The organism is Clostridium nitrophenolicum (genome assembly GCF_055391695.1).
Genome location: NZ_AP042469.1, coordinates 2589457 through 2616446, shown reverse-complemented (window position 1 = coordinate 2616446; position 26990 = coordinate 2589457). Strand labels below are relative to the sequence as shown.

General features: G+C 30.9%; 27 protein-coding genes and 1 pseudogene. 6 read left to right on the top strand and 22 right to left on the bottom strand.

Annotated features, from left to right (window positions below):
* Positions 1 to 195: 195 nt before the first annotated feature.
* The 3 genes from ACZ5N4_RS12315 to gloA2 all read left to right on the top strand — a co-directional run bounded on the left by ACZ5N4_RS12315 (position 196) and on the right by gloA2 (position 1445).
* Entirely contained in the window at positions 196 to 687 is a 492-nt protein-coding gene (locus tag ACZ5N4_RS12315) for an HXXEE domain-containing protein (RefSeq protein WP_464210919.1), read from the top strand.
* Entirely contained in the window at positions 671 to 826 is a 156-nt protein-coding gene (locus ACZ5N4_RS12310; protein ID WP_464210319.1) for a hypothetical protein, read from the top strand. Before ACZ5N4_RS12315 ends, ACZ5N4_RS12310 begins: the two co-directional genes overlap by 17 nt.
* A gap of 232 nt (positions 827 to 1058) precedes the next feature.
* A complete protein-coding gene (gene gloA2 / locus ACZ5N4_RS12305) occupies positions 1059 to 1445 on the top strand; it encodes an SMU1112c/YaeR family gloxylase I-like metalloprotein (protein ID WP_464210317.1) in 387 nt (128 codons plus the stop codon).
* A gap of 85 nt (positions 1446 to 1530) precedes the next feature.
* On the opposite strand, the gene ACZ5N4_RS12300 is transcribed toward gloA2, so the two are convergent.
* Complete coding sequence (locus ACZ5N4_RS12300; RefSeq protein ID WP_464210315.1) at positions 1531 to 1872, bottom strand: hypothetical protein; 342 nt, start codon at positions 1870 to 1872, stop codon at positions 1531 to 1533.
* Between the two features lie 12 nt (positions 1873 to 1884).
* Entirely contained in the window at positions 1885 to 2580 is a 696-nt protein-coding gene (locus tag ACZ5N4_RS12295) for a peptidoglycan recognition protein family protein (protein WP_464210313.1), read from the bottom strand.
* 28 nt (positions 2581 to 2608) lie between these two features.
* Here ACZ5N4_RS12295 and ACZ5N4_RS12290 point away from each other — a divergent pair.
* Positions 2609 to 2689 (top strand): annotated as a pseudogene (locus tag ACZ5N4_RS12290) (hypothetical protein); the annotation flags it as partial.
* Here the strand turns inward: ACZ5N4_RS12290 and ACZ5N4_RS12285 are convergent.
* The 14 genes from ACZ5N4_RS12285 to ACZ5N4_RS12220 form a co-directional block, all read right to left on the bottom strand.
* The gene (locus ACZ5N4_RS12285; RefSeq protein WP_464210312.1) at positions 2670 to 2999 is read right to left on the bottom strand and encodes a hypothetical protein; all 330 of its coding nucleotides are present in this window, start codon (positions 2997 to 2999) and stop codon (positions 2670 to 2672) included. The pseudogene ACZ5N4_RS12290 and the gene ACZ5N4_RS12285 overlap by 20 nt on opposite strands.
* A gap of 28 nt (positions 3000 to 3027) precedes the next feature.
* On the bottom strand, positions 3028 to 3735 hold the full coding sequence (locus ACZ5N4_RS12280; RefSeq protein WP_464210310.1) for a Rha family transcriptional regulator: 708 nt from the start codon (positions 3733 to 3735) through the stop codon (positions 3028 to 3030).
* 448 nt (positions 3736 to 4183) lie between these two features.
* Positions 4184 to 5125: a hypothetical protein gene (locus ACZ5N4_RS12275; protein ID WP_464210308.1), complete on the bottom strand. Its 942-nt coding sequence runs from the start codon at positions 5123 to 5125 to the stop codon at positions 4184 to 4186.
* A complete protein-coding gene (locus ACZ5N4_RS12270; protein WP_464210306.1) occupies positions 5122 to 6246 on the bottom strand; it encodes a glycoside hydrolase family 113 in 1125 nt (374 codons plus the stop codon). Before ACZ5N4_RS12270 ends, ACZ5N4_RS12275 begins: the two co-directional genes overlap by 4 nt.
* An 824-nt stretch (positions 6247 to 7070) precedes the next feature.
* Positions 7071 to 9149 carry a hypothetical protein gene (locus ACZ5N4_RS12265; RefSeq protein ID WP_464210304.1) on the bottom strand — a complete coding sequence of 693 codons (2079 nt, stop codon included), beginning with the start codon at positions 9147 to 9149 and terminating at the stop codon, positions 7071 to 7073.
* Between the two features lie 272 nt (positions 9150 to 9421).
* Positions 9422 to 9712, bottom strand: a complete 291-nt coding sequence (locus tag ACZ5N4_RS12260) for a sigma factor-like helix-turn-helix DNA-binding protein (protein WP_464210302.1) — start codon at positions 9710 to 9712, stop codon at positions 9422 to 9424.
* A 172-nt stretch (positions 9713 to 9884) separates the two neighbouring features.
* Positions 9885 to 10058, bottom strand: a complete 174-nt coding sequence (locus ACZ5N4_RS12255) for a hypothetical protein (protein ID WP_464210301.1) — start codon at positions 10056 to 10058, stop codon at positions 9885 to 9887.
* Between the two features lie 2 nt (positions 10059 to 10060).
* The gene (locus ACZ5N4_RS12250) at positions 10061 to 10471 is read right to left on the bottom strand and encodes a YopX family protein (protein ID WP_464210299.1); all 411 of its coding nucleotides are present in this window, start codon (positions 10469 to 10471) and stop codon (positions 10061 to 10063) included.
* Positions 10468 to 10656 carry a hypothetical protein gene (locus ACZ5N4_RS12245; protein ID WP_464210297.1) on the bottom strand — a complete coding sequence of 63 codons (189 nt, stop codon included), beginning with the start codon at positions 10654 to 10656 and terminating at the stop codon, positions 10468 to 10470. The genes ACZ5N4_RS12250 and ACZ5N4_RS12245 overlap by 4 nt, the downstream gene beginning before the upstream one ends.
* A gap of 224 nt (positions 10657 to 10880) precedes the next feature.
* Positions 10881 to 11372, bottom strand: coding sequence for a CAP domain-containing protein (locus tag ACZ5N4_RS12240; protein WP_464210295.1), 492 nt, complete (start codon positions 11370 to 11372; stop codon positions 10881 to 10883).
* A gap of 148 nt (positions 11373 to 11520) precedes the next feature.
* On the bottom strand, positions 11521 to 11778 hold the full coding sequence (locus tag ACZ5N4_RS12235) for a hypothetical protein (RefSeq protein ID WP_464210293.1): 258 nt from the start codon (positions 11776 to 11778) through the stop codon (positions 11521 to 11523).
* A gap of 263 nt (positions 11779 to 12041) precedes the next feature.
* Positions 12042 to 12212: a hypothetical protein gene (locus ACZ5N4_RS12230; RefSeq protein ID WP_464210291.1), complete on the bottom strand. Its 171-nt coding sequence runs from the start codon at positions 12210 to 12212 to the stop codon at positions 12042 to 12044.
* A 128-nt stretch (positions 12213 to 12340) separates the two neighbouring features.
* Positions 12341 to 12688, bottom strand: a complete 348-nt coding sequence (locus ACZ5N4_RS12225) for a hypothetical protein (protein ID WP_464210289.1) — start codon at positions 12686 to 12688, stop codon at positions 12341 to 12343.
* A 197-nt stretch (positions 12689 to 12885) separates the two neighbouring features.
* Positions 12886 to 13029, bottom strand: coding sequence for a hypothetical protein (locus ACZ5N4_RS12220; protein ID WP_464210287.1), 144 nt, complete (start codon positions 13027 to 13029; stop codon positions 12886 to 12888).
* 298 nt (positions 13030 to 13327) lie between these two features.
* On the opposite strand from ACZ5N4_RS12220, the gene ACZ5N4_RS12215 reads away from it, so the two are divergent.
* Positions 13328 to 14731, top strand: coding sequence for a recombinase family protein (locus ACZ5N4_RS12215; RefSeq protein ID WP_464210285.1), 1404 nt, complete (start codon positions 13328 to 13330; stop codon positions 14729 to 14731).
* 14 nt (positions 14732 to 14745) lie between these two features.
* On the opposite strand, the gene ACZ5N4_RS12210 is transcribed toward ACZ5N4_RS12215, so the two are convergent.
* From ACZ5N4_RS12210 to ACZ5N4_RS12195, 4 genes are all read right to left on the bottom strand, one after another.
* Complete coding sequence (locus ACZ5N4_RS12210) at positions 14746 to 15672, bottom strand: ABC transporter permease (protein ID WP_464210283.1); 927 nt, start codon at positions 15670 to 15672, stop codon at positions 14746 to 14748.
* Positions 15665 to 16768 carry an ABC transporter permease gene (locus ACZ5N4_RS12205; RefSeq protein ID WP_464210281.1) on the bottom strand — a complete coding sequence of 368 codons (1104 nt, stop codon included), beginning with the start codon at positions 16766 to 16768 and terminating at the stop codon, positions 15665 to 15667. Before ACZ5N4_RS12205 ends, ACZ5N4_RS12210 begins: the two co-directional genes overlap by 8 nt.
* Positions 16758 to 18299: an ABC transporter ATP-binding protein gene (locus ACZ5N4_RS12200; protein ID WP_464210279.1), complete on the bottom strand. Its 1542-nt coding sequence runs from the start codon at positions 18297 to 18299 to the stop codon at positions 16758 to 16760. The genes ACZ5N4_RS12205 and ACZ5N4_RS12200 overlap by 11 nt, the downstream gene beginning before the upstream one ends.
* Before the next feature lie 265 nt (positions 18300 to 18564).
* On the bottom strand, positions 18565 to 19587 hold the full coding sequence (locus ACZ5N4_RS12195; RefSeq protein WP_464210277.1) for a LacI family DNA-binding transcriptional regulator: 1023 nt from the start codon (positions 19585 to 19587) through the stop codon (positions 18565 to 18567).
* A gap of 448 nt (positions 19588 to 20035) precedes the next feature.
* On the opposite strand from ACZ5N4_RS12195, the gene ACZ5N4_RS12190 reads away from it, so the two are divergent.
* Positions 20036 to 24136, top strand: coding sequence for an AAA domain-containing protein (locus ACZ5N4_RS12190; protein WP_464210275.1), 4101 nt, complete (start codon positions 20036 to 20038; stop codon positions 24134 to 24136).
* A gap of 65 nt (positions 24137 to 24201) precedes the next feature.
* On the opposite strand, the gene ACZ5N4_RS12185 is transcribed toward ACZ5N4_RS12190, so the two are convergent.
* Both ACZ5N4_RS12185 and ACZ5N4_RS12180 read right to left on the bottom strand, forming a co-directional pair.
* Positions 24202 to 25491, bottom strand: coding sequence for an NCS2 family permease (locus ACZ5N4_RS12185; protein WP_464210273.1), 1290 nt, complete (start codon positions 25489 to 25491; stop codon positions 24202 to 24204).
* A 587-nt stretch (positions 25492 to 26078) separates the two neighbouring features.
* Positions 26079 to 26990, bottom strand: coding sequence for a ribonuclease Z (locus tag ACZ5N4_RS12180; protein WP_464210272.1), 912 nt, complete (start codon positions 26988 to 26990; stop codon positions 26079 to 26081).

Below are 26990 nucleotides of genomic sequence, written 5' to 3'. Positions count from 1 at the left end.
TACTGGAAAAATTTGTATAATTATATTAATAAATAAAATCATATTCGAAAAATTACATGAAATAAAGATTGGGTTTATACCTAATCTTTATTTTTATACGGGCAAGTGGTAATATAAAATCGTAATGGTAATTTATTACGACTTAAGATAAAAATTTATGTTTAATGGTTAACAGGGGGGATATAAGTGTTAAATATGGCAAGTATTTCTTTACTTTTTATTCTTACAATAACATTACATAATATAGAAGAAGGACTCTGGTTACCACAATGGTCGCAGTTTGCAGAAAAGTACCATAAGCCTGTAGAAAAAAAGGCGTTTCATTTTGCATTAGTTGTAATAACTACTTTAGCATATTTGGTTTCTGGGCTATTCATGTTTTTCCCTCAAGTATTAGTATTAAAGTATTTTTTTATTGGTTATGTAGGAACAATGATAATCAATGCTTTTGTTCCTCATTTAGTTTCAACCATTGTTTTGAAGAGATATGCACCTGGATTGGTAACAGGCATTTTTCTCAATGTTCCTCTGAATAGTTTAATTATTGATTATGTAGTAAGAAATAAGATAGTTAATTTATATGAAGTTATTTTTTCTACAGTTGTAGTTGCAATAATCCTATTAGCTTCACTTTCACCTTTATTTAAGTTGGGAAGCAAATTTATTAATTATGAGAAATCAATTTAGTACACATTCTTCTTATATTGTAAAACTAATAAGTCCTACACTCTATCAAAAGAATGTAGGACTATTTATTGCTATAATAAAATTCCAATGTGGAATAAAGGATATTTATGTATCTATAGTTTATACAGTTATAGAATAATTATTACAGAAGCCATATAAAACTATTAAACCAAGTGTTTAACTTATTTAAATATGGTTATAATTTAATACATGAGCTTTTAGATTCCCCTAAAATATAAGGCTAGTAGTGTATCTACTGGTCTTTTTGTTATTTACTACTTTATATTTGTTGCAATAAATTATATAATTTATCTAAAATTATGTTTAACTTAGTGCACCTAAATTTTGATAATAATAAAGGGGATATTCTAATGAAATTAAATAAAATTCATCATATAGCTATTATTTGTTCAGATTATGAAAAATCTAAGGATTTTTATGTTAACATTTTGGGTTTAAAAATCATTAAAGCAACATATAGAAAAGAAAGGGGATCATATAAGTTGGATTTAGCTCTTGGCCAGGATTACCAAATAGAATTATTTTCTTTTCCTCGTTCACCTGAAAGGCTAAGTTATCCAGAAGCAAGAGGCCTAAGGCACTTAGCTTTTGAGGTGGATAATATTGAGGAAATAATAAAAGAGTTATCCCAAAAAAACATAATTATTGAGCCTATTAGAATTGATGAAATTACCGGAAAAAAATTCACTTTCTTTAGTGACCCAGATGATTTACCTATAGAATTATATGAGAAGTAGATTAATTTTCTCAACAACCAAAGCCTATACCTATATTTTTTCAAAAAATAAAAAAACACCCTAGGCGTTAACCTAGGGCAAATTGCTACTTCATATCATTTGTTATATTTACAGGATCAATAACCTTTGGATTTTCTGTTTGCTTAACTGTAATATTTTTAAAAGAAAAATCATATCCGCCTGTGCTAGTAAAGCAAACCAACATAGCATTTATGAACATTAAATATAAGTTTGCAATACTAAATGTATTTGTGAAAAGACTACAGATGAGTATGTTTAAAAAGGCCACGCAAAATGTAAAGTATCTAGTTGGCACCTTCTTTATATATGGAAGTTCCTTTAAAAATTGCACCATGAGCATAGTAACTACTACGGTGCCTGTGAATGTGCTTAAGTATTTAATATCTAAAAAATCATTAAAAGTCATAATATGTTCCTCCTACTTAGCAATAAATTTTAGAACTGCTTTTATAGTTTCATATCTATCAGCACCCTTTATATTTTGCTTAGTATAACTTGTAAACTCTCCAGCTCCTACAGTAAATACATTTTCTACTTGCAAATAATCAAATGGTGTACTATTACTTATAATTGGGCACTGTAAATAGTCAGCAAGATACTCAGCTGCTCTTTTATCAACTTCATTTGAATAAACCACTATATTTTTCACTTTCTTTTCCTCCTCAGCATCTTTTAAAGTTTCATTAACAATCTCATTCATTGGATAATTTGTGCCTGGACAATCTGTGTTATAATAATCTCTATGTCCTGCAACTGTATCAATTCCATATTTACTTTTTAAATAAGCTATAAGTTCGACAATTGCTTTTTTCTGTGCATCTGGCATAGTTTCTGACATATATTCACCTTCAGCACATATTCCAATCGATTGTGCATTTTGCTTAGGACAATGACTTCCTATGGCTTCCTCTGGTCTACCTCGATATATGTTGCCCTGCTTGTCTACAAAGAAGTGATAGCCACAACCTGCCCAACCATTATTTAAATGCCATTGATGAATGTCATAAATACTACAGTGGCTAACTTCAGGATGATGTAATATAATTTTGTTGGGATTGTTCCCATAGCTTAAATTTTTAAAAGATAAATATGAAACTGGAGAAAAGCCAGGCAAAGGTAGCTATCAGTGCACTACTTGCGGTCAAATAGTTGTATTGGATGATAATACTGATACTTTACCTCCATGCCCAAAATGTCATAAGACTACTTATAGAAAACTTTAGCTTCTATAAACTCTCTTATTGACTCATCAGAATAGCCAAAGACCTTTCCTAAAATCCAATGTTCATAAACTGTCTTTGGTTGTTCTGGTAAATTCTTTATAACTTCTAACATATATTCATCTTTGTAAATCCATATTGTCTTCCAACCCTCTGACAAATCTTTTATATAAAGCATTAAATCATATTGATTTATTATAATATTTTGAGCTTCTTTTACATATCTATTTTGTAATGCCATTGCAGCAGTTAGCTTCCCACATCTTACAAATTCACAATAAGAATTAAGTTTACCCTCAATAATCTCATTCATTAACTTTACCTCGCATATATTAAATATGTTATGCGATTAGTCTTTGCTCTGGAAGATAACTTAATTCTACAAGTAACTTACACTTACCTTTACATATCTGGTATATATCTTTATAATAAGTCCCTTTGTCCACTTCTTCTGATATAACATGTTCTATTAGATTTTCCAAATTATATATTACATCAAGTATTCTTTTAGTTGCCTTATCTCTGCTATTTGACGGTATTCTTACGCAACTATTCACCAATTTACTATAAGTCATATATAGCTTTCCAGCATTCTTACTACCTTGAGATATAGATAATGGAATTAATTTAGTCATTATTATATCTGTTTCATTTCTTCTAGCTAATTTGCCTTTTATTCTTGTTTCCTGCCATTCACTAGATAACCTTTCTCTCATAAATAGTTCCATTTTATTAAATGCTTCTATGTATTTTACTTTCCATAGGTCCGAATCTCTTCCAGTGAACCCCATGACAACATAGCTAAAACCATCTCTACTCAAAAGATATTCCCTATTACTCTTACCAGAACTATCTTTATAAGTGCTTATAATAAAATATTCACTCAGCTTAGTTTTAAGCTCAGTATCTTTGTTCCAATTTTCAATAGTTCTATCTATTTTAGCAATTACATTCTTATGTTCTTTTTTAAAACGTTCTGCAACTATCCTACTACTTACAAGTACCTTATCGTTTTTATTTATAATTCCTAATGTTATTAGTTCATTCATAATTATCCCTCCAAGTTTTATTTGTGGAGGATAGAGGAGAGTGTCATCACGACAGCTCTTATCCTCAAAATAGGTATATAAAAAGACACCTTTTTCAGTGTCTTAATTTACTTGTACTATTTACTTATTGACATTTTATTATTGATTTATTCACAACTATTTATTTTATTTGCTTAATAGCTCCACCTCTACCTCGTCTATAACTATCATGTCTCATCATATTTTCAAAATCAGAAAAGGAGAGGCTTTCTTTACCTCTCCTACGTTTCTTTCTTGGTTTATTATTTATTTCTTATGTACATCTGGTTGCTGTTCTTTTATTACTTGTCCTATTTTCATTACCTCTCACTTCCTTTTTTTAAAAAAATAAGCACTAGTACATTAAAATACTAGTGCTTTAAGGGAGAATGTTTTTCTATTAAGAATTAACTTGTTTCGGAACAAGAACTTACAAACTAAAGTTATTTGTTATTTCTAACCATGCATTTGATGGCATCTTTATTAGGGTAACTGACTTATTATTTGCCATTGCCCTACTTGTGGCTGAGTTTGCTAAAATTACATTTCCCCCGGTATTTAAAGCACAATTAGCATTAGTTCCAACTAAAGTTAGTTTTTGTCCAGTATATCCACCAGTTATAGTTTTAATAGTACTATCGGAAGTATATCCCAACATAACTAATTGCGTATTATTAGTTATAGTAATTGATGTTGCTCCTCCTCCGCTAGTAGTTATACTAGATGATAACGCATTAGTGATATTTGTACTGTTTTCGGTTATTGATGTAACCACGGTAGTTCCTTCTAAAGATGCTGTAGGTGTTAATTCATCAAAGAAAGTGAATACTGTTTTATCTAAGTTTATATAGCTTACATATTTTGTTGTTTTAGGCTCATTTTGCTGGTATGAATATGCATAAAAGTATTTTGTTCCATAGGTAATAAGAGGAATAAATCTAAACTGATTAGTGTTTTGAATTTTAATATAACCAATAAATTTATATTTATTTCCTGTTGTGGTTACTTTATTAAGTACAAAAATTCCTGGGTATCCAGTACTACCTAATCTTTCGCAATAATAATTAGCATTATACCAGTTAGAAGTCTTACTACCTAAAATAGATACTTTTATAGTTCCGTCAATCGCTGAATCATTTACAACTCCAATTGATGCAATTCTTAAAACTAATTCTAGTTGTGGATAATCAGTTGTACTATCAAATTCCATAGTTTCAAAAATTTTAACATAATTGTTTACATCTCCACCGGTAAAAGTTTTTGAATAGTAAATTTGGTAAGCATATTGATTATGTGGATTGCCAAAAATTCCATGATTCCCAGCAGTTAAAAGCCCTTTGTCGCCCATTGTACTCCCACTATCTAAATTCATATGTTATCTCCTCCTATATATTTAAGTAGAGTTTGTTTAGTTGTATTATTAAAATCAAATGGTGAACCAACATGCCATACATAAAAACCATCTATAATATTACTATACGCATAATAATTTAACATAGTTTTATAAAAGGTATCTTGATCTAACCAATCTTTTTCATACTTTACTGTATCCATATATAATGGATTAATATCTGTATTCGTTTCGTCAGAATAAGAAGAACAACCAACCTCCGAGATATTAATTTTTTTATTAAACAATCCGTTTAATGTTACTAATCGACTATCTAGTTGAAAACTGCTTCTATACACCCCTTCTAACGGATTAATTCTTGGAATACTAGGATAAGTAGTAATGCCAATAGTATCTACTAAGTCATAAAAACTATAATTTAAATAACGTTTTGTATCTATCTCTCGTTGTACTGCTCCAAACGCACTAGCGCTAGTAATTTTTAAATTCGGGTGCCCAGTTTTTAAATTATTAATTATAGTTTGCCAACTCTTATAGTTAGATACTTGCGTTAATATATTCATTTCACACTCAATACATAGATATGGTATATCGTATGTGTCACACATATCTGCGTATTTTTCAAGCACTACTCCCCAATTTGTAAAAAATCCACTTAAATCACTTGGCTGGTAAGTAGAACGAGAAAAACCATCACCATCGGCAACAGTAACAATATGGGGTTTTAACATTGTTACTTTATTTCCCTTTAATGTTATATTTGCTATAGCATTAGCTATTCTTGTAGAAATATTTATTGTTTCAGTAAAAGTATAAGAAGTTGCCGTTGCAATATATTCTAATATACATAATGAAACATGTGTATTAAATCCTTTTAGTGAATCTATTTGTGTATTTAAATCCGTATCATTTATGTTGTTTCCTATTGATATACTTATACCCCTATAAGGTGTTAAATAATTTAATTTGTTTGTATTATCAGACAATTGTGATGTATTTTCATTGATAGCTTTTACTAAATTATCTTTGTTTTGAGTTGTAAGAGTAGATAAATCTCCAATTTTCTCTACTCCTGCATCTAACATATTTAACTCGGCATTTAATTCATCAGTTAAATCACTACGTGAAATTGTACCACTCATATATAACTTCCTCACTTTCAATTTTTAATTTAATTTTTTACAATAAAAAAGAGACCTATAAGTCTTAACTATTGACTTTGCTTATTGAATTTTCTTAGTATACATAATTTTCATCACCCCCTTTGTAAAAAAATAAGCACCGGTATTTCTACCAGTGCTTTAGTATATAGGAATTTGTAAAAAGGGATATACAACGTCTCCTAAAAGTGTGTATGATTTAGGATACTAATTATTATTATAATTACTAATTGTTACACCAATATGTAATTAGTATTAAATAATCATATATTTTTTTAACAACTTGTAAAAAATAAGCACCAGTTTTTACACCAGCGCTTAGTCAAATGTATTGTATCATAGGAATAGGGAATTTATCCTACATACTTACAACGGTTTAGGACAATAATTATTATATCGTCCAATTATTACATAACCATAACCAAATTGTTACATTTTTGTATATTTTAAAAAACAAGCACTTAGATTTCTCTAAATGCTTAAAATATGAATAACGGACATTTATAAAAATTAACTTTTAAGGCACTTATTATTATATAGGTTTATTGTTACGATTTTATTGCATATGTATTAAAATATTATGAAAATAAATAAGCACTCAGATTTCTCCAAGTGCTTTACTGTTGCCACACAGCTTTTATGTAATCCCTGCTGTGTGAAACATCTTCTATGATATTAAATCCATGATACTATTATAGCACTGTATTTACTGTAATTTAATGCATACTTAATGCAATTTTAATGCGCATTTTTATACAAAGACGACACAACCTCATTCCTTTTCTTATTATAAACCCATATCTATACTAGAAAGTTCTGCTTTGTTCGAAAAACTTATCTCCGTAATATATAAATGTTACCATCCCACCATCTACTGGGAATGTTATATCATTTGCCGGAGTTGCAAACTTAAAGTTAGTCATTAAATGACTTAATGTAGAATTACTATTATAACTATATATATTAAGAACAGTTCCGTATTTTGCATCGGTATAGGTTATTGTGGAGATAGTAGTTTTTGCTGTGTTACCTAATGCAATAAAGTTGTATCCTGTTCCATCAATAGTCGTTGCATTATTAGATATTCCAAAGGTTTTATATTTTACTAATTCTAAGTCTTTTGTTTTATCTTCTAAGACTTTTGTTTTATCGTATTTGTTAGGTTTATTATTATCGATTGTTGAACTATCTATATCTGCTTGTGGAAAACCATTTTGGAATGTATAATCTGAAGCAGCAAAAAGATTGTTACACAAAAACATACCACCTTTTGACTTGAAGTAAATTGGATTTCCACTATCTATAGTGTTTCCATCTATAGTGTTTCCATCTACGGTATACATTCCAGTAGGAATAACATCTGATCTAGCTCCACTTTTGCTATTACCACGTATGAAGTTATCTTTAAATGTAAAGTTGGTTACATTTCCTTCAGCCAACCAAAATGGATTATCAACTTTTGATGTAGTATTGTTTATATTGTTACCTTTAAATCTTAAATTACCATCTACATATAACTTAACATTGACTTTGCCTACCATATCTACGTTTTCTATTACTACATCTTTCGGTTTAATATCTATCTTATCATTTTGTGATAATTTACCTCTGATAAATATACTTTCTGGTATTATTGCTGGTATTGTTGAAGTATCATTACATTGCACAACTCCACCGATAACCTTAATATTACTTGCACCGCTATTGAAGAAAAATGCCCTTCCGCTAGTATTAATATTACAATCTAATACTGTTAAGTTTTCACTTAAAGATGAAGCCATAATTCCTTCACTGTTTGGTAGATTTGATATTAGAATAGGTGATATTATTTCCATATCATAGTCTGCTGAAAAAGTTCCATTACCAAAACCCCATCCAATCTTACAATTTATTGCTGAATCTTTAAAACTTGTAATTCTTTTTGAAGCCATACCATGAGTAAGATATTGTGCTGAATATCCATCATAGCCAATATTGTTACATGAGTAACCATCTATTGAATTTGCGTAGTCAACAACGTGTCTGGCTCCATATCCAATGTTTTCCTCTGCTTTAGAATTTGAACAACGAACAAACTGCATAACATAACCATGTGCCGGTTGTTCAGGCCTGAAAGGATTCTTTGCTATTATTCTTTTTACTATAGGGTTTTTACAATACGTACTTGATACAACTTTATAGTTCCACCCATCAACATTTATATCATCTACTATAGGATTGCTGCAAAAATCCATTTGAATTAATGAAGGCATGTTTCCGTCTGTTTGGTCTCCAGCAAAAGCCTCTAAATCAACTTCTTTTATTAAAGCACCTTTTCCAATTATTTTTGGTGAATTAAGGTAATCAACTGAGCATAGAATAGCATTCGTATAATTAAATTCAAAAGGTTTAGATGTAATTATTTTTGTACCGTCATCACTTTGTATAGCATTTAATTCACCTCTGCCCTTATAAAAAGATGAATACAACGCTCCATTATCCCAACCTGGAATAACTGTTTCATCATAAATTATTATATCCTTTGAATTATCTAATGATTTTGTATGTGTTATTGTTGAATTGCCTTGCGTTAAATTACCAACATACTCTATAAACGTTTTTGTGCCTTTAAAGTAGAATAATGCTTGCTTTATAACCTCATCCTTATCCATAGGCCTGGCTATTATTGTACATCCATTTAGATTAATTGTTATAGGCTTCGTTATTAATAAGTGTTTTATATTATAGGTTTTTGTAGATGAGAATATTATCTCAGTATTTGATATACAATTATCAATAATCTTTTGTATTTCGATAGTATCATCAGTACCAGTACCAGTACCAGTACTAGTACTAGTACTAGTGCCAATGTTACTATAGTCTTCTAGAAATATTTTATTACTCATATATATCTTCCTCGCTTTCAATTTTTAATTTAATTTTTTACAATAAAAAAGAGACCTATAAGTCTTAACTATTGACTTTGGTTACTCAGTTTTCCTTATTATACATAATTTTCATCACCCCCTTTGTAAATAAAATAAGCACCAGTATTTCTACCAGTGCTTTTTCTGTTGCCACACAGTATGTAATCCCTGCTGGCTTACACGATTTCATATTTATATAATATCATATATTATCAGAGAAAATCCGGTGAAAAATCGGTGAAAAATCGGTTCTAATCTATATACTTATCAGCAACATATATAATTTTTAACATTTTCTTTATAGCTTGTCTTTTTAAAGCCCTACAGTGATCTATGGTCAAATTCAATATATCGCCAATTTCATTCCAACTTTTTTTCCTTTCATTTCGCTCTGGGAAAAATCTTAATTGTATTACCCTTAATTCATTGCCTTCTAGTGTATCTATAGCATTATCTACTTTTTTAAGTAGCCTTTGCTTCTTCTCTTGCTCTCGTACTAACCTATCTATTAATTTTCTTTTATATTCCAATTCGTTCTCCACGCTAGAGTTAAACTTATTTGTAGGGCATGTCTTTTCCTCATATGTTATAGCTTCACATCCTATATATTCACTTTCAATCTCTGCTATTTCTAATTTTAAGTTATCTATTTCTGCTTTTATTTTTTATAGTTGTATAATACACCTTCTGTTTTCCTATACTTATCTTTTTCAGTCATTCTATGTCCTCCTGTCCTTTATATCTAAATATGCACCAGTCTTTCTCAGTACAATCCTTACACTCTACGTTACACATCCCGTTTTCATTTCTTTTTCCTGCAGCTCTTAGTAGTGCTAATGTTGTACCTATACTTAATACTGCAAGTATTCCTAATATCACCTCTTTCATATCTATTTCTCCAGTAAATCAGGATTTTCATTTATGTTACCTATAACTTCAAATTTTGTGTTGCCTTCATTGTCGTGTAAAGGAAATAGATCATTTTCTACTGAATTGAATTCTTTTACCAAGGCCCAAAAACAACCTTTGTTAAAAACTACTTTTCCCTTGCAAAAGCCTTTGAAAGTTCTTATTTTCAAAATATCCCCCTCATAAATCTGTTTTTCACTCTTATCCCTTATTTCAGTAAATTGTTGTGGATCTTCATAGGGAGTTAAATATATTTGCTTATCAGCTGACAAAAACATACCTACTGATTTTCCATTTGGGACTTCTGCAGATGTAATTATAGGCTCTTTCTTCCCAAAGTAGGTAAATTTATTTACGGTTTTGTTCCATGCTCTAAATTTAATTTCTCTCATATCAGGCACCTCCTAACAACTGGTCCACTAATAACAATTTCTCCGTTTTTAAAGCATATCTTTGCCTTTTTCTTCTTTCCATTCATCTTGAATAAGCAACTATAGTAAATTGGTTTATGAATACTTTCAAATCTTATCTCATGTCCATCTAAGAAGTCCTTTATACTTACCTTAGTTGGATACATTATGTTTCCCTCTCTTTCATTTGATTTTTATTTGAGAATAGAGTGTTGTAGCTCTATCCTCAAATATCTATAATATTTGAAGTGCGACGCAAAAACACCGTAAAATTCAATTTTGAATCATACAGTGTTTTATAAATTGTTCGTTTTTTCAGTTGTGACATTAAATATAAAATTAATGATATGACGTTTTGCACCAAAACCTTATGGCTTGTTTTGAATACATGCTAGCTACTGAAAATCACTGACCAATAACGCCTTCCATCTGGTGATACGGAAGTTCCCACACCAAAACGATTATAACTAGAGTCCAAAATCTTCTCTCTATGGGGCGGGCTTTCATTCATCCACCAGCTTACTGCGTCGTAGTAAGTTCCAGGTTGCCCGCAATAAATAATCCAACCAAAATTCGCTGCCGTAATACCTGCGTCCTTTAACATTTTACCCTCGTCTCCACCGAAGGTAGGACTATAATGTTCAGCAGGACAACGGCCAATAGCAGCCATGTCCCTTGCTTTTGCTACAGCCACTTGACTTAAACGTTGATCATAAGCTAATCTATGTTTCCTAGCTCTTTGTCTTGTTAGATTAATCAAGTATATCATGCGGTATACAAAGAATTGTATTGGAATTACCCTATAAGGGTTTGTTCTTCTAAACATCTCATATGCTGGGGCACATTCATAAGAATACCCTCCTAAAGCTTCACAATCCTTCATACATTGTTCATAGGTATAACATATAGGATAGGAATAGGGATAATGGTATTGCCGTTGACTCGAAGGTGAAAAAGGATGATAACACAAAGAAAATCACTCCTTATCTTAATCTTACTTATTTATAGTTATTAGAACTGATTACAAAAAACTACCAACAATTTATCTTATGCCTAGATAGAAAAAATTGCTGCTTTTTTCTGAGGTATAATTTAAAATTAAATAATACTTTTTGATGATCAATTTCCAAAGATTCTAATTTTCGAGCCAGTCCACCCTTTAAATTTGTTACTCCAAGCAAAAGAGTTCTATCGATGCCAAGATTACATCTTTCGTCAGTATCAGGCCACACTTCATAATCCTTGCTTTGAAACTCAACATCCACATACTTCAGTAGGTGGGTTGCCATAAGGACTGAAAGTCCTATTCAGACTAAAGCCCCCTAAAGTTACAGCTTAAAGTAAAGCTGTCTAAAGTTTACGAGTAAACTCATTCTGTAACTTTAAATGTATCATCATACTATAAATAATTGAAAGTTAAGAATTAAGCTTTCTTAGTGCTATTACTCATATATGATAATGTCACAATTAAAGAGAACTGTGTACTAAAGTTATTATTAATAATGTTAGGCTTTGTCAGATTAAATTGCTGTATCTGTACAATTAATAGACATTAAGTTGCTTTTTTGAAGGTAATGCTATTAAATGCACTTATTATACCAAGGATAATAAATATACCAAGATATGTAGGTATATCAATTTCAGTTACTTTCGTGAATATGAGAAAAACTACAATGCATACTATACCTATAGTCATATCTTGTAAAAACACTTTTAGTTTCATTTTATAAATTTACCTCTCATCATATTTTTGTTAATTACAATATAGAAAATTGCATATATGAATATCATTGCAAGACAATGTTTTACTATTTTGGATTACTTATTGGTAATTATACCATGTATTTAGAATTAAATTCCTACTCTCTTTCTTCTATCGCCCTGTTCGCCTTTGTTCCATACCATTCTTGCCTGTTCATGGATGTATTCCATGATCTTTAATTTTCTATAGCAAAAATCCTTTATGTCACTCTTATTTGCTTTACTAACTTGATTACTTAATGCTAACTTTCCAGCATTGGCTGTTAAATTCGCAAACCTATCTTCCATAACCAATGCATCTTGGCTTAACCTATAAGCTCCTGCAAAGTCTTCTGATGTTAACTGAATGTATCTTTCCATAACATCATAGTATACCTCCATATCCTGCGGAAATAACTTGCTGAACTCTGTTTCTCTTTTATCTATTTTTAGTCCCATAATTCATCTACCTATCAATTATTTTTAATTTGTAACATAAATTCTTCATAGGCCATACTATATATCGCACAGCAGATAAAGTTTAGGCTTGGTTATATGTTTTCCTCCTAAATCTAGTAACTTTAGAATAGATATTTCGTAGACAGACTCTTGTAGTCTGTCTACTTGCTTATATCTGATCAACATTTTATTGCTTCTTAAGCACTTTTTAATATTTTCTTTACTGCCTTTCTACTTATAGCAGTATGTTTAGTTCCATTTGCAAATATGATGTTTAGTATTTCATTACCTAATTCATATTCATGCACTATAGTTCCTTCTATAAGTTCTTTTCCACGCATAGCCTATACATAATCTCCTACTTTAACTTTCTTTTGTGATTCTTCTGGATCTTAAAGATAAACAATCTTACTCATTGAGACAACTTTTATAATTTTAATCCATTGACATACAAACATAAGTTTGCTATATTATAAGCAGAAACCCACGAGATTAATTTGAAATCCTATATTACAGAGTTTCCACGAAACCCATACAAAGCTTTTTAGCTATGTACTGGGTTTTTATTATTTTTTGAAATAGGAGGAACTTTTATGATATATGTATATAAACAGCCATTTTTGAAGGCAGGTGTTCTACTTGTCTAGTGTAGCAATATATGCAAGAAGAAGTGAAGAAAAAGAAACAGGAGAAAGCGTTAAAAATCAATTGAATATATGCAGAAACTATGCTGAAAGACACTTCCCTGAAGCTGAAATTGATGAGTATTTTGACGATGATTATTCTGGCAGAAACATGAATAGGCCGGACTTTCAAAAAATGATGAAGTTAGCCAAAAATGGTTATTATGATGCTATAATCGTGTGGAAACTAGATAGAATAGCTCGTAACTCATTAGACTTCTCAGATTTACATAAGGAGCTTGAAAAAGCAGGTGTAAAATTTATTAGTGAAAGTGAAGGATTTGATCCTTCTACTGCAGCTGGAAAACTAATGATGATTATGCTTGCTGCTGTTGCTGAGATGGAAAGAAAAAATATATCTCAGCGAGTAAGCACGAATATGAATGAAATGGCCAAATTAGGAATGTGGACCGGAGGTGTAGTCCCTTTTGGCTACGCTACAACTGTGGTAGACGGGAGAAAATATTTAATTGAAGACAATAATAATATAAAAATAGTCAGAAGTGCTTTTGATAAATATCTAGAAACTGAAAGTCTATTTAAGGTTGCAAACTGGATAAAGAGTGAATATGGTATAAATAAATATGCTACTGATATTAAAAGATGGCTTACTAATCTGGTTTATGTTAATGGTGATGCCGATATAGAGCATTGGCTGTTATCAAAAAACATAAAAGTCTATGGAGAACTAAATGGTAACGGTCTTATAAGTTATGGTAAGGTAGACAAAACTAAAGATATAGGTGTCGAATATAGAAACGAAGAAGATTGGATTGTATCTGTAGGTAAGCATAGTGGAATAGTATCTGGATCCGAATATATAAATGTTCAAAATATTATATCTAAAAGAACTAATAGTGGTAGACGAGGAACTGGCAACCCTACATTTTTAAACGGTATATGTAGATGTAAGTATTGTGGCTCATACATGAGAACTAAAACTAAGGGAAATTATAAATACTTTGCTTGTGGCAAAAAAGACTCTTACATTAATGAATGTAAAATCAATACTTCAAAATTAAAAGTTGAGGTTGAAAAAAAGAATAATCAAATTAAAAAGTTGGTACAAAAAATTTCTTTAGCTGATGATCTTGAAGATATTTTTATGGAACAAATTAGAATATTAAAAGATGAGATAGCTGAATTAGAATTAAATATAAGAACTAAAGAGAAAGAAAACTTGCTAAATGAAATCTCAAACTATAATAAGAAAGATATATTAAGCAAACTTAGTAATTTTAATGTTATGTTTAACCAATGTAAGGATAACACAGCACGAAGGAATTTTATAAAACCTATAATAAAAACAGTATATCTTGATGGCATAGAAAAAAGCATAGAACTAGTCATTGACGACTAGTCCTATGCTTTAAATTATCGGCTATTCTTTTCGTATGGTACACCATCTGCTGCTGGCGCTGTTGTTTTTCCTACGAAACCTGCTAAAGCAAGCATTGTAAGTATATATGGTATACTTGAATAGAATTCAGTTGGTAAGTGCCAGCTGAAACCTTGTGCAAATATTTGGAAGGATCCTCCGAAGGCAAATAACATACATGCCCACATTGTACCAAATGGCTTCCAGTTACCAAATATCATAGCTGCTAGTGCTATAAATCCACGTCCAGCTACCATTCCTTCTCTATATACTGGTGTTACTCCAACAAGTGCAGCTCCACCAAGTCCTGCTAAAGCTCCTGATATTATTACACATAAATATCTCATAGCATAAACATTTATTCCTAGTGTATCTGCTGCTTTTGGATGTTCTCCAACGGATCTTATTCTAAGTCCTAAAGGAGTTTTAAACAATACATAGTGAGATACAAATACTAATATTATTGCTATTATAACAAACCAGTTTATACCTGCAAGTAACGGTCCAATTATAGGAATAGCCTTTACTGAAGCTGGTATATTATATGGAAGGGCTGCAACTATATCTGTTTGACCACCCTTTTTAAATATCTTAAATATAAGAAAGCTTGCTAATGCTGATGAAAAAAGGTTTATTGCTGTACCAGATATAACCTGATCCGCTTTTAAATGTATACTTAAAAATGCATGTACTAAGGATATAGCCATACCTGCTAGTATTGCACATATTACACCTATCTCTGGACTTCCTGATACATATGTTCCAAATACTGCAAAGAAAGCCCCCATTGTCATCATACCATCAAGCCCTATGTTAACAACTCCAGATCTCTCAGAGAAAACTCCTCCAAGACCTGCAAATATTAAAGGTGTTGCTGTTCTTAAAGTCGCAGCTATTAATCCAATTATCATAACACTATCCATTGATTAACACCTTCCTCTTCTTTCTCTCTGAGAAGTATTTAACAATATAGTCTGTTGCAACAAATATAATTATTATTGATTGTATTAAATAAACTATTTCCTTTGGTATTCCATTTAACTGAAGCATTTTTGATGAACTATTAAGTGCTCCAAAAAGAATTGCTGAAGGTATACAAGCAACAGGATTATTCTTTGCAAGAAGTGCAACTGCTATACCATCAAATCCAAAGCCCGGGAATGCCATCATGTCTTGTGCTTGATGAAGCACACCTGATATATGAGTTGCTCCACCAACCCCAGCTATAGCTCCAGATAGAACCATTGCTAAAATTATATTTTTTGATATATTTATTCCGCCGTATTCTGCACCATGTGGGTTTATTCCAACGGCTCTTATTTCATAGCCTACTGTTGTTTTCCAAAGTAACCAGTAAATAAATATTGCAACTAATATACCTATTATAAGTGCTATATTTGCTCTGCTCATATCGCTAAATCTTAAAAGTTCCGCACTCTTTTGTATTAGCGGAGTATTTGCTTCTCCTTGCACAGCAAATTTTGATCTTAATATAATGTAGTTTGCTAAATATAATCCTAAATAGTTCATCATTATTGTGTTAATAACTTCATTTGTTCCTATTTTAGCTTTTAAATATCCAGGTATACCTGCCCAAACTGCCCCTGCTACTATACCTCCTATTATTATAAGTGGTATGTGTACTATAGGACTTAATCCTGGTATTAAACCTATTACAGCTGCTGAAACCATACCAATTACAAACTGACCTTCAACACCTATGTTAAATAGTCCACATTTGAATGCTACAGCATTAGCTATACCTGTAAATATAAGTGGTGTTACATACACCATTGTTTCAAGTGTTTTTCTTGTATCACCAAAGCTTCCATTCCATATTGTACTAAAAAGATCTCCTAAAGCTGAGAAGTATTCTGTTATTCCATAGCCTTTAGCCCACATAACGAAAAATACTGATACAAATATAGCAACAATTATAGAAAATAAAGGGAAAGCGATAGCTTTAAGTGAATCACTTAAAGGGTTATTAATTGCATTAGTCTTTTCTTTACTCAACATCCTTCACCTCTCTTTTTGCATCGCTTAAGCTTCCTCCGGCCATAAGTATGCCTAACTTCTGTTCCGTAGCATCCTTTCTATCTAAAATATCTACTACTTTTCCGTCATACATTACAGCGATTCTATCAGAAAGAGCCATTATTTCGTCTAGTTCAAGTGAAACTAGTAGTACTGCTTTACCATTATCTCTTTCCAGTACAAGTCTCTTGTGTATATATTCTATAGCTCCGACATCCACCCCTCTTGTTGGTTGTGATGCAATTAAAAGCTCTGGATCTTTAGATATTTCTCTCGCTGCTATAAACTTCTGTTGATTTCCTCCAGATAATGCTGAAGCATTAACTTCGTCACTAGGAGTTCTAACATCGAACTCTTCTATAAGCTTTTTACAGTGTTTTCTTATAGCCTTATAATCCATTACTATACCTTTGCTGAAAGGTTTCTTATGCTGAAGTCCCAATATACCATTTTCAAATAGTGAGTATTTTAATATAAGTCCTCTTTTATGTCTATCTTCTGGTATATGTCCTAGGCCGCTGTCTATAATTTCCCTTGTACTTTTTCCATATATATCTTTACCGCTTAATACTACTTTTCCACTTTCAGGTTTTCTAAGGCCTGTTATAGCTTCAATAAATTCTGATTGCCCATTGCCGTCAACACCAGCTATACCTACTATTTCGCCTGCATTAACAGTAATATCAACACCATCTACTACATTTAATCCTCTGCTATCTTTGGCAACTAAATTTTCAACTCTTAATATCTCTTTACCTAGCTTTGCTTGTTCTTTATCAACTACTAAATTAACCTTTCTTCCTACCATAAGCTCAGCTAATTGATCTATATTGGTTTCTGAAGTTTTAACTATTCCTGTAACTTTACCACGTCTTATTATTGTAACTCTATTACTCATCTTCATAACTTCTTTTAATTTATGTGTTATGAGAATTACAGATTTTCCTTCTTTTTTAAGGTTTTCTATTATAGCTGCAAGTTCATCAATTTCTTGAGGTGTTAAAACAGCAGTAGGTTCATCTAGTATTAGTATTTCAGCACCTCTGTATAAAGCTTTTAATATTTCAACCTTCTGTTGTTGACCTACTGATATATTTTCTATAACAGCCTTAGGATCAATAGAAAATCCATATTTTTTAGATATTTCTTCAACATCTTTTATTGCCTTATTAATATCAATTTTAAGTCCTTTTTTAGGCTCTCTTCCTAAAACTATATTTTCTGCTACAGTAAAGTTATTTACAAGCATAAAATGTTGGTGAACCATACCTATGCCAAGCTTTATAGCATCGTTAGGATTTGTTATTTTAGCAAGTTGCCCATTTACATATACCTCACCTTTTTCTGGCTGATATAAACCATACAGTATATTCATAAGTGTGGTTTTTCCAGCACCATTCTCTCCAAGCAAAACGTGCGTTTCACTCTTTAGCAAATCAAAATCAACATCTTCATTTGCAATAGTCCCGGGAAAAACCTTAGTTATACCCTTCATTTCTATTACTTTCTCCATAATGCACCCACTGCCATAATCTACTAGAAAATTAATAGATTAATAGCCGTATCCTCCCTTCCTTCCACATAAAATTTATTAAAAGATTTAATTTTTTTCTTTTTCTAATACTAAAAATTTAAATTTATATCACATTAATTAAAAACATATTTTTTATTTTTCCCATAGAAACAGTTTTTAATTAATATAATTATTTTATAACAATAAATATGTTAGCGTTTACATACTTATTTTTTTAAAAATGTGAATCTACTCAAATTCACATCTACTTTTCTATAAATTTTTCTGACCCTTTAAGAACAAGTTTTGGCATAAGAGTAATATTTTTTACTTCAGTGCCTTGTTTGTTATTTAAATTTTCTACTAAAATTTTCATAGAGGCTATACCTAATTCTGTTGTAGGTCCATCTATAAAGCTGATATTCATACCTAGAGAATTTAGTATGTCTACTTTATCAAATCCCACTATCGCAATATCCTCAGGTATTCTTAACTTATGACTGCGAATTGCTTTAACACATCCAACTGTCATTTTGTTACTAGATATAAAGATAGCCGTTGGTCTATCTTCCATCTCTATTATTTCTTTAGTACATCTATAGGATGATTCTTGTCCATAATCTCCAAACAAAATATACTTATCATCAATGTCTATATTATTAATAGCTAAAGCTTTTTTATATCCTATTAGCCTATTTTGTGCCGCATCAGAATTCATACGACCAGTAATTATAGCTATTTTTTTATGACCAGCCTTTATCAGTGATTCCGTACCATCAAATGCGCCCTTTATATTATCAACAAAAACTCCGTTAAAATCTGAATGCTTTACATGTCCATCTAACAAGACTACAGGAATTCCTAATTGTTCAATTGTCTTTAAATACTCACCATTCTGCTCGTCCTCTACAGATGTTGGAGCAATTATTATTCCTCGAATTCTCTGTTCTTTTAAAAGCTTTAAAGCTTTTAATTCTTTTTGTATATTTTCATCAGTATTACAAAGAATTATATTTAATCCATATTCATCTGCTACCTGACTAATACCTTTTATAACTTCACCATAAAATTGATTATTTATTTCTGGTATTAGTACTCCTATAGTATTGGTCTTGCTTTTAGATAAACTTCTTGCTATAGCGCTTGGAGTGTAGTTTAATTCTTCAATTGCTTTTAATACCCTAATCTTGGTTTCTTTTTTCACATATCCAGAATCATTTAAAACTCTAGATACTGTAGTCAAAGATACTCCCGCTTTTCCAGCAATATCATTAATTGTTGCTGACACTTAAATACCCTCATTTCTAATTATGAAATTTAGTTCATTTATTATTATTTATATTTCATAAATTAATATGTTAGCGCTTACATATTTAATATACAACATGTTACGACAAAGTTCAATACAATTTTTTTTAAATCATATAAAATTTCTTCATAATATATGCTATTCTAAAGTCTCTTTGTAATGATTATTACATTTTATATATACAATAAAATAATGACACATGTCCTTTCTATAATTTTACAATTTATATTTATCTATTTCAATACCCTAATCACTTATAAAAAAAATAATAAGTAATTACTGCGAAAAATATATTAATAACTTAAGTTGTTATTTCTTTAAACTGCCTAAAATTATATGCAAATTATATCCAAATACTTCTCCAAAATTACTATATATATGATATAATAAAATGTAATTCTATTTTACATTAAATGGAGGTTTTATTTTGAGTACACAAGACAAAATAAGAAACATATTTTTATATTTACTAAGTATTAAAAATATGGACAAGAAAATAATACGGGATGTTTCAAAATATGAAAAAGTAATTGCTGAAACTGACCTTCTCAATAAAAAAGGATGTATTTTAAGCAAAAAAGAAGATGAGAATTGGCTTTATGTAAATAAAGACTGCAGTGAACTTTATAATATCCTTTTTAAAATATACTCTACGTTGGAGAAAAATAGTGAAGACTTAGAGATAGTTTGGGGACATAGTATTTTAAGCTGGGAAGTAAATAATGAAAAAATACTTCACCCTATATTTACAACAAAGATGTCTTTAAACTTTGATGCAAGAAATGCTGTTTTCATCTTAGCTCCTTATAATAATATTACTAATTTAGAGATTGGTATTTTAGAAGGGCTAGACCTACCTAATTTACATAAAATATTAGATTTAAATTTAGAGATAAAAAATTCAGGAGTGGATGTTCTAAACCTTAGTGAAGCTCACGATATTTCAATAAGACTTTTAAATTGTTTAAACAAAGAAGGTATAACAAATATAGTAAAGGAAGACCTTGTATCTTTATCTTCATTAGATATATCTACTACTCCTGTAATTTATAATGCTCCATGTATAATACTTAGAAACATCGATACAAGACTTTGGGATTCAGAATTAAATAATATACTAAATTACATAGATGAAGGAAACCCTATTCCTAAAGCTGTAGAAGCTTTAGTTAAGGAAAGTGGTGCTACAGAAAATAATTTAAATAATAGAGAATGGGATCTTGTCGGTAAGGATGTATTATTCCCTCTTCCAGCAAATGAGGAGCAAGAAGAAATAACAAGAAGACTTGCTCAAAATTTTGGTGTTGTAGTTCAAGGTCCTCCAGGAACTGGTAAAAGTCATACTATTGCAAATTTAATATGTCATCTTATGGCTCATGGAAAAAGAATCCTTGTTACAAGCCAGACAGATAAAGCTTTAAAGGTTCTATCTGATAAAATACCGGATGAAATAAAGTCTTTATGCATAAGTCTGCTTGGAAACGATGCAAAAGCTTTAAAAGACCTTGATGAATCTGTAAGAAAAATTACAGAAAATTTATCATTAGATTCTAATGTTCTTTTAAAAGAAGTTGTTCCATTGGAAGAAGAGCTTAAAAAATGTAGAGAACACATAGTAAACCTTATGCATGATTTGAAAGAAGCTGAGGCTTTCGAAAATAAAACTGTAAATTATAAAAATGAAACCTTTACTCTTGCAGAGCTTTCAAGATGGATAAGAGAAAATAGCTCTGTTTGTTCTTGGATAGATGATGAAATACAGATAAAAACTAAATGTCCTTTATCATCAGAAGAGTTTAACAAACTAATTCATCATATGAAGTCAACAAAAAAGGCAGAGGTTGATAAACTTAATAAGGTAAAAGATATACTGTGCAAACTTCCATCCTATGAAGAACTAAATATAAAACTTGATAAAATGAATATATTAGAATCAAATATTGAAGAGTATAGAAGAATTATTGACTTATGGAAAATCAGTATAAATAATACTGACCTCGAAGAGCTATTAAAGCTATGTATTAATGCTAAAGCTAAGATTGAAGAAATTGAAAGCAGCTGGCTTAAATCAATCATGAAGTCCTATTATAATACAGAAGTCTCAAGGGAGTTCTGGCCTGATGTTATATTAAATATAAACAACCATATAAAACAAATTAATGTTATAAAACAAATTATTAATTCACATAACATAAAGATTCCAAGCAATTTGGATATATATAAACTACAAACAGATTTCAAAATTATTTCTAAATACATAGAATCTAAAGGTAAACCTAGTGCTATGTTTAAGCTCCTTCATAAAAATGTAAATTATATTTTGGAAAGCTGTGAAGTGGATTATAGGCCTATTATATCAAAAGAGCAGTCTAATATCTTTAATAAAGCCTTAGAAAAAGAGCTTTTAGAAAGAAGCTTAAAAAACTTATGGAACAATACTGTTAAAGAATATGGTGGAAAACTCGTAAATAATTCCGATAGCAATTTTCTAAATGTTATTGCGGAAAATGTATTAGAAATAGAAGCTATTATAAATTGGGAAGAAGAATACATAAATCCAATTAATAAGCTTATAGAAGGTATTAAACTCCCTATTGAATTAAATCTTTGTAAAAAAGATTCAATAAACTACCTATTAAAAGGACTTCAATCTATTAAGTGTATAAGAGAATATGAAGACTTAAGTAAATATACTGAAAATATAAGAAAAATGTTTTTAAATAATGAGTTATTAAATGAAGCATCCGATTGGATAGCTGAGTATGACAAGACAAAGGTTAGAAAATTATATGATAGCCTATGGCAGTTAAGAGAGCTTAAAGATACAGGTGATCAAATAGATAGATACTTAAATAAATTAGAAGAAACCTGTCCTTTGTTTGTAAAAAAACTATTAAATGAATGGGAAAATAATAATCTAAACCTTTCGTATAATAATTGGGAGGAAGCATGGAAATGGCGTTCAGGAAGTTCTCTATTAAATGAAGTTTATAAATTAAGTCCTGAACAAATAGAACAAGATACAGAAGCTGAAAAACTTAGAGAAAAGATATTAATTAAAGAAATTGTAGCTAAAAAGACCTGGTATAGCCAAATAATGAGAACTACTGAATCTCAAAAAAGAAGTCTTTTCACCTGGCTAGAATCTATAAAAAGAATAGGTAAAGGTACCGGAAAGCAAGCTGCAAAATACAGAAAGCTAGCTCAAAGAGAGATGGAAAACTGTAAGGAAGTTATTCCTGTTTGGATTATGCCGTTAAATAAAATAATCGAAAACATTAAGCTTGAAAAGAATATATTTGATGTAGTTATAGTTGATGAGAGCAGCCAAAGTGATATATCTGCAATAACAGCATTGTTAAGAGGTAAACGAGCAGTTATTGTAGGTGACGAATGCCAAATAAGTCCTGAAGCTATAGGAAAAGATAACGAAATGGTGGAAAACCTTATTCATAGATATTTAAGAGATGTACCTCACAAAGAATGGTTTGATTTAAAAACAAGTTTATATCACACTGCTTTAAGAGTATTCCCTAGCAGATTAGTCCTTAAGGAACATTTTAGGTGTGCACCTGACATTATAGGCTTCAGCAATAACTTATGTTATTCAGGTGAAATCATACCTCTTAGATGTCCTGAAAATAAGCATACCTTTAAGCCGGAAGTTTGTGCAGTAAAGGTATCTGGGGATAAGGACAACTCTAAAAATACAAATGAAAAAGAAGCTGAGGCTCTTGTAGAAAAAATAGTTGAATGCTGCGATGATCCAAGATACAAAGACATGACTATGGGCGTTATCTCCCTGCTTGGTGAGTCACAAAGTGAATTAATAGAGAACTTGCTTAAAGAAAAAATAGGCATTGAAAAAATGATTGAAAGAAAAATAATATGTGGGGATGCCTATTCATTCCAAGGTGATGAGAGAGATCTCATGTTTTTATCTCTTGTTATAGCTAATAACGCAAAATTCACAGCTTTAACCAAGGAGTCTGATATAAGAAGATTCAATGTTGCAGCCAGCAGAGCTAAAAATCAGATGTTTTTATTTCATTCTGTTGATTTGGAAGATTTAAATCCTAAATGTGTAAGAGCAGAACTACTTAGTTACTGTTTGGACTCTAGCAAAAAGTATACTTTTACTTCTAAAGATGAAAATATATTAGTTTCTGGATTTAAAAAGGATGTATTTAGTCTGTTAAGAAGTAAAAATTATGATGTAAAATCTAATGTAACTATTGGCAAGTACAAAATAGACTTTGTGGTTGAGGGATTAAACAGTAGGCTTGCAATAGATTGCTGTAGCGAAGATACAGCTTACGCACTAAACTGGGAGGAAATTCACAACAGGCGTATGACTCTTCAGCGAGTTGGCTGGAAATTCTTTATTATAAGAGAAAGCCAATTCTACTATAAACCAGAGAAAACTATGGAAAGACTTTATTCACAATTAGACAGCTTAGGCATTAAACCAGAAGCTGATGCTAGTGCACAAGTATCCCTTGAAGAAGCCGCATATACTGTAGAGTAATTTTACTTATATAACAAAGACCTGAAAACTACGGTTTCCAGGTCTTTCTATTTTAAATTATTCTATTATACGAAAAACTTAAGTATAAACAGTGCTGCTATTATATACGTAGTTATTGTTACATCTTTTCCTTTACCTACTAGCACCTTTAATGCTACATATGATACTATTCCAAATATAAGACCATCAGAAATACTGTAAGCTAAAGGCATCATAATTATTGTTAAGAAAGCTGGTATAGCTTCCGTAAAATCTGTTAAGTCTAGTTCCTTTATTGGTGATAACATAAATAGTCCCACTAGTATTAATGCTGGTGCTGTTGCTGCTGATGGTATCATGAGAAATAAAGGTGATATGAACAAAGCAAGCATGAACATTACAGAAGTTGACACAGCTGTTAGTCCTGTTTTTCCCCCTGCTGCAACACCTGAAGCGCTTTCTACATAAGTGCACACTGTGCTAGTACCAAAACATGCTCCTAACGTAGTTCCTATAGCATCTGACATCAATGCTTCTTTTGCTCTTGGAACATTTCCCTTTTCGTCTAACATTCCAGCTTTTGTTGCAACACCAACTAAAGTTCCGATTGTATCAAACATATCCATAAACAATAAAGTAAACAATGCTATAAACATATCTGCAGTAAAAATATGATTCCATTCAAACTTTAAAAATATCGGACTAATGCTTGGAGGCATGCTAAAAACCGCATTTGGCAGTTTTGTTATTCCCATAGGTATACCTATAATGGTTGTAACAACTATACCTATAAGTAATGCTCCCTTTATATTTCTCGCTAGTAACACTCCAGTTAATATAACACCTATTATAGCAAGTAATGCTGTTCCGCTGGTTACATTTCCTAATGCCACTATTGTTCCTGACTTAGGATGTACAACTATACCTGCGTTTTCAAGACCTATAAATGCAATAAACAATCCTATTCCTACAGAAATTGCTTTTTTTACATTTACCGGTATTGAATCAATTATAGCTTCGCGAACATTGAATATTGTAAGAATAATAAATATAATTCCTTCCAAAAAAGCTGCTGTTAAAGCGAACTGCCATGTATGTCCCATTCCAATTACTATTGTAAATGCAAAAAATGCATTTATCCCCATTCCTGGTGCTTGTGCAAAGGGCAATTTTGCATATATACCCATAAGCAGTGTTGATACAATTGCTGCTAATGCTGTAGCTGTAAAAACTGCACCGAAGTTCATTCCTGTTTGAGATAAAATGCTTGGATTTACAACTAATATATAAGCCATAGTCATAAATGTGGTTATACCTGCTAAAATTTCGGTCTTTATATTAGTTTCATTTTCTCTAAGTTTAAAATATGATTCCATAAATTTCTCCTTTGTAATATTTTGTAGAATTTTTTGTCCCTGTTCATATTAGCAAAGGATTATTTAAAAGTCAACATTTTTCACGAACGTTTTAACCATAAATACTAATTATATTTTGTATTTACTTTCTAAGATACTTAAATAAAATACTGTTTTTATATAATGTTATTATGTAATGTTCGTATTGATTTAAACTTGTATCTATAATAAAAAGAGTAAGTCATGCAAAATATACTGACTCACTCTTCTTCTCATAGCATATATAGAGTTACTAACTAGAAAGTTGACTTATACAGAGGGATATGTTTCCAAAGCTGAAGTAGATTTAAAAACTTTGTGCCAGTCTCAGTGAAGGGTTTTAAGAGAACCTTAGAACTTTAAGTTGGTGAAAAGCCTAAATGGCTTTTCACGAGCAACGTATCAATGGTAATTGATATGTTGGTCCGAACTGAGCACAGCGAGTTCTCGAAAGTTCTTAGGTTGTCTTTAAGCACAAGCTTTAGACTAGCTAAAAGTTTTTAACGTGCTGAAGCTTGGAAACATATGCCAGCGTATAAGTCAACTGACCGCCTAGTAACTCTATATATTTAGTCTTCAAATGTTAGATTTTTAATAAGTCTATCTTTTCCCAGTACTGTGTTTGGAAAAATATTTGTTGCATTTTCAATATAATCTTCTGGAGATATTAGAGAGGGACTGTAGTGAGTAAGCCACAGTTCCTTTACCTCTCCCTCCTTTGCTAATGTTGCAGCTTCTGAAAAAAGCATATGATTATTTTCTAATGCCTTTTCTATATAGCCATCTTCCCCATACATACCTTCACATATAAAAAGATCAGAATTCTTTATAAATTCCTTTAGTTCCTCTACTGGTCTTGTATCAGTGCAATATGATATTTTTAACCCCTTTCGCTCTTCTCCTAAAACCATATCTGGAGTAAACCATCTGCCATTACTTTGAACCTCTTCACCCTTTTGCAATCTATTCCAAAGCGTTACTGGTATTTTATTTTTAAGAGCCTTATCTTTATCAAATTTTCTAACCCTTGGCACCTCTATTGAATATGAAAAACAAGGTACTGTATGCTGAACAGATATTATATTTATATTAAACCCATTAAGACTTTTTGAAGCCTTTCCTTGTCCATGCATCTCCAGTAAGTCAATCTTATAAGGAAGTACAGGTGCTATTACCCTAAGACCATTTACTACTTCCCACAAACCTTGCGGTCCTATTATTATGATAGGATCTATTCTATTTGAATTAGCTATTGTGAGCAATAATCCTGGTAGTCCTGCAATATGATCTGCGTGAAAATGTGTAAATAATATTGCATCTATTGATTTGAGACCCCAACCAAGAATTTTTAAACTAACTTGAGTACCTTCACCACAATCAATTAAAATTTTTCTACCTTTGTAAGATACAATCATAGATGTAAGACATCTATTTGGTACAGGCATGCTTCCCCCACATCCAAGTAAACAAACATCAAGCAT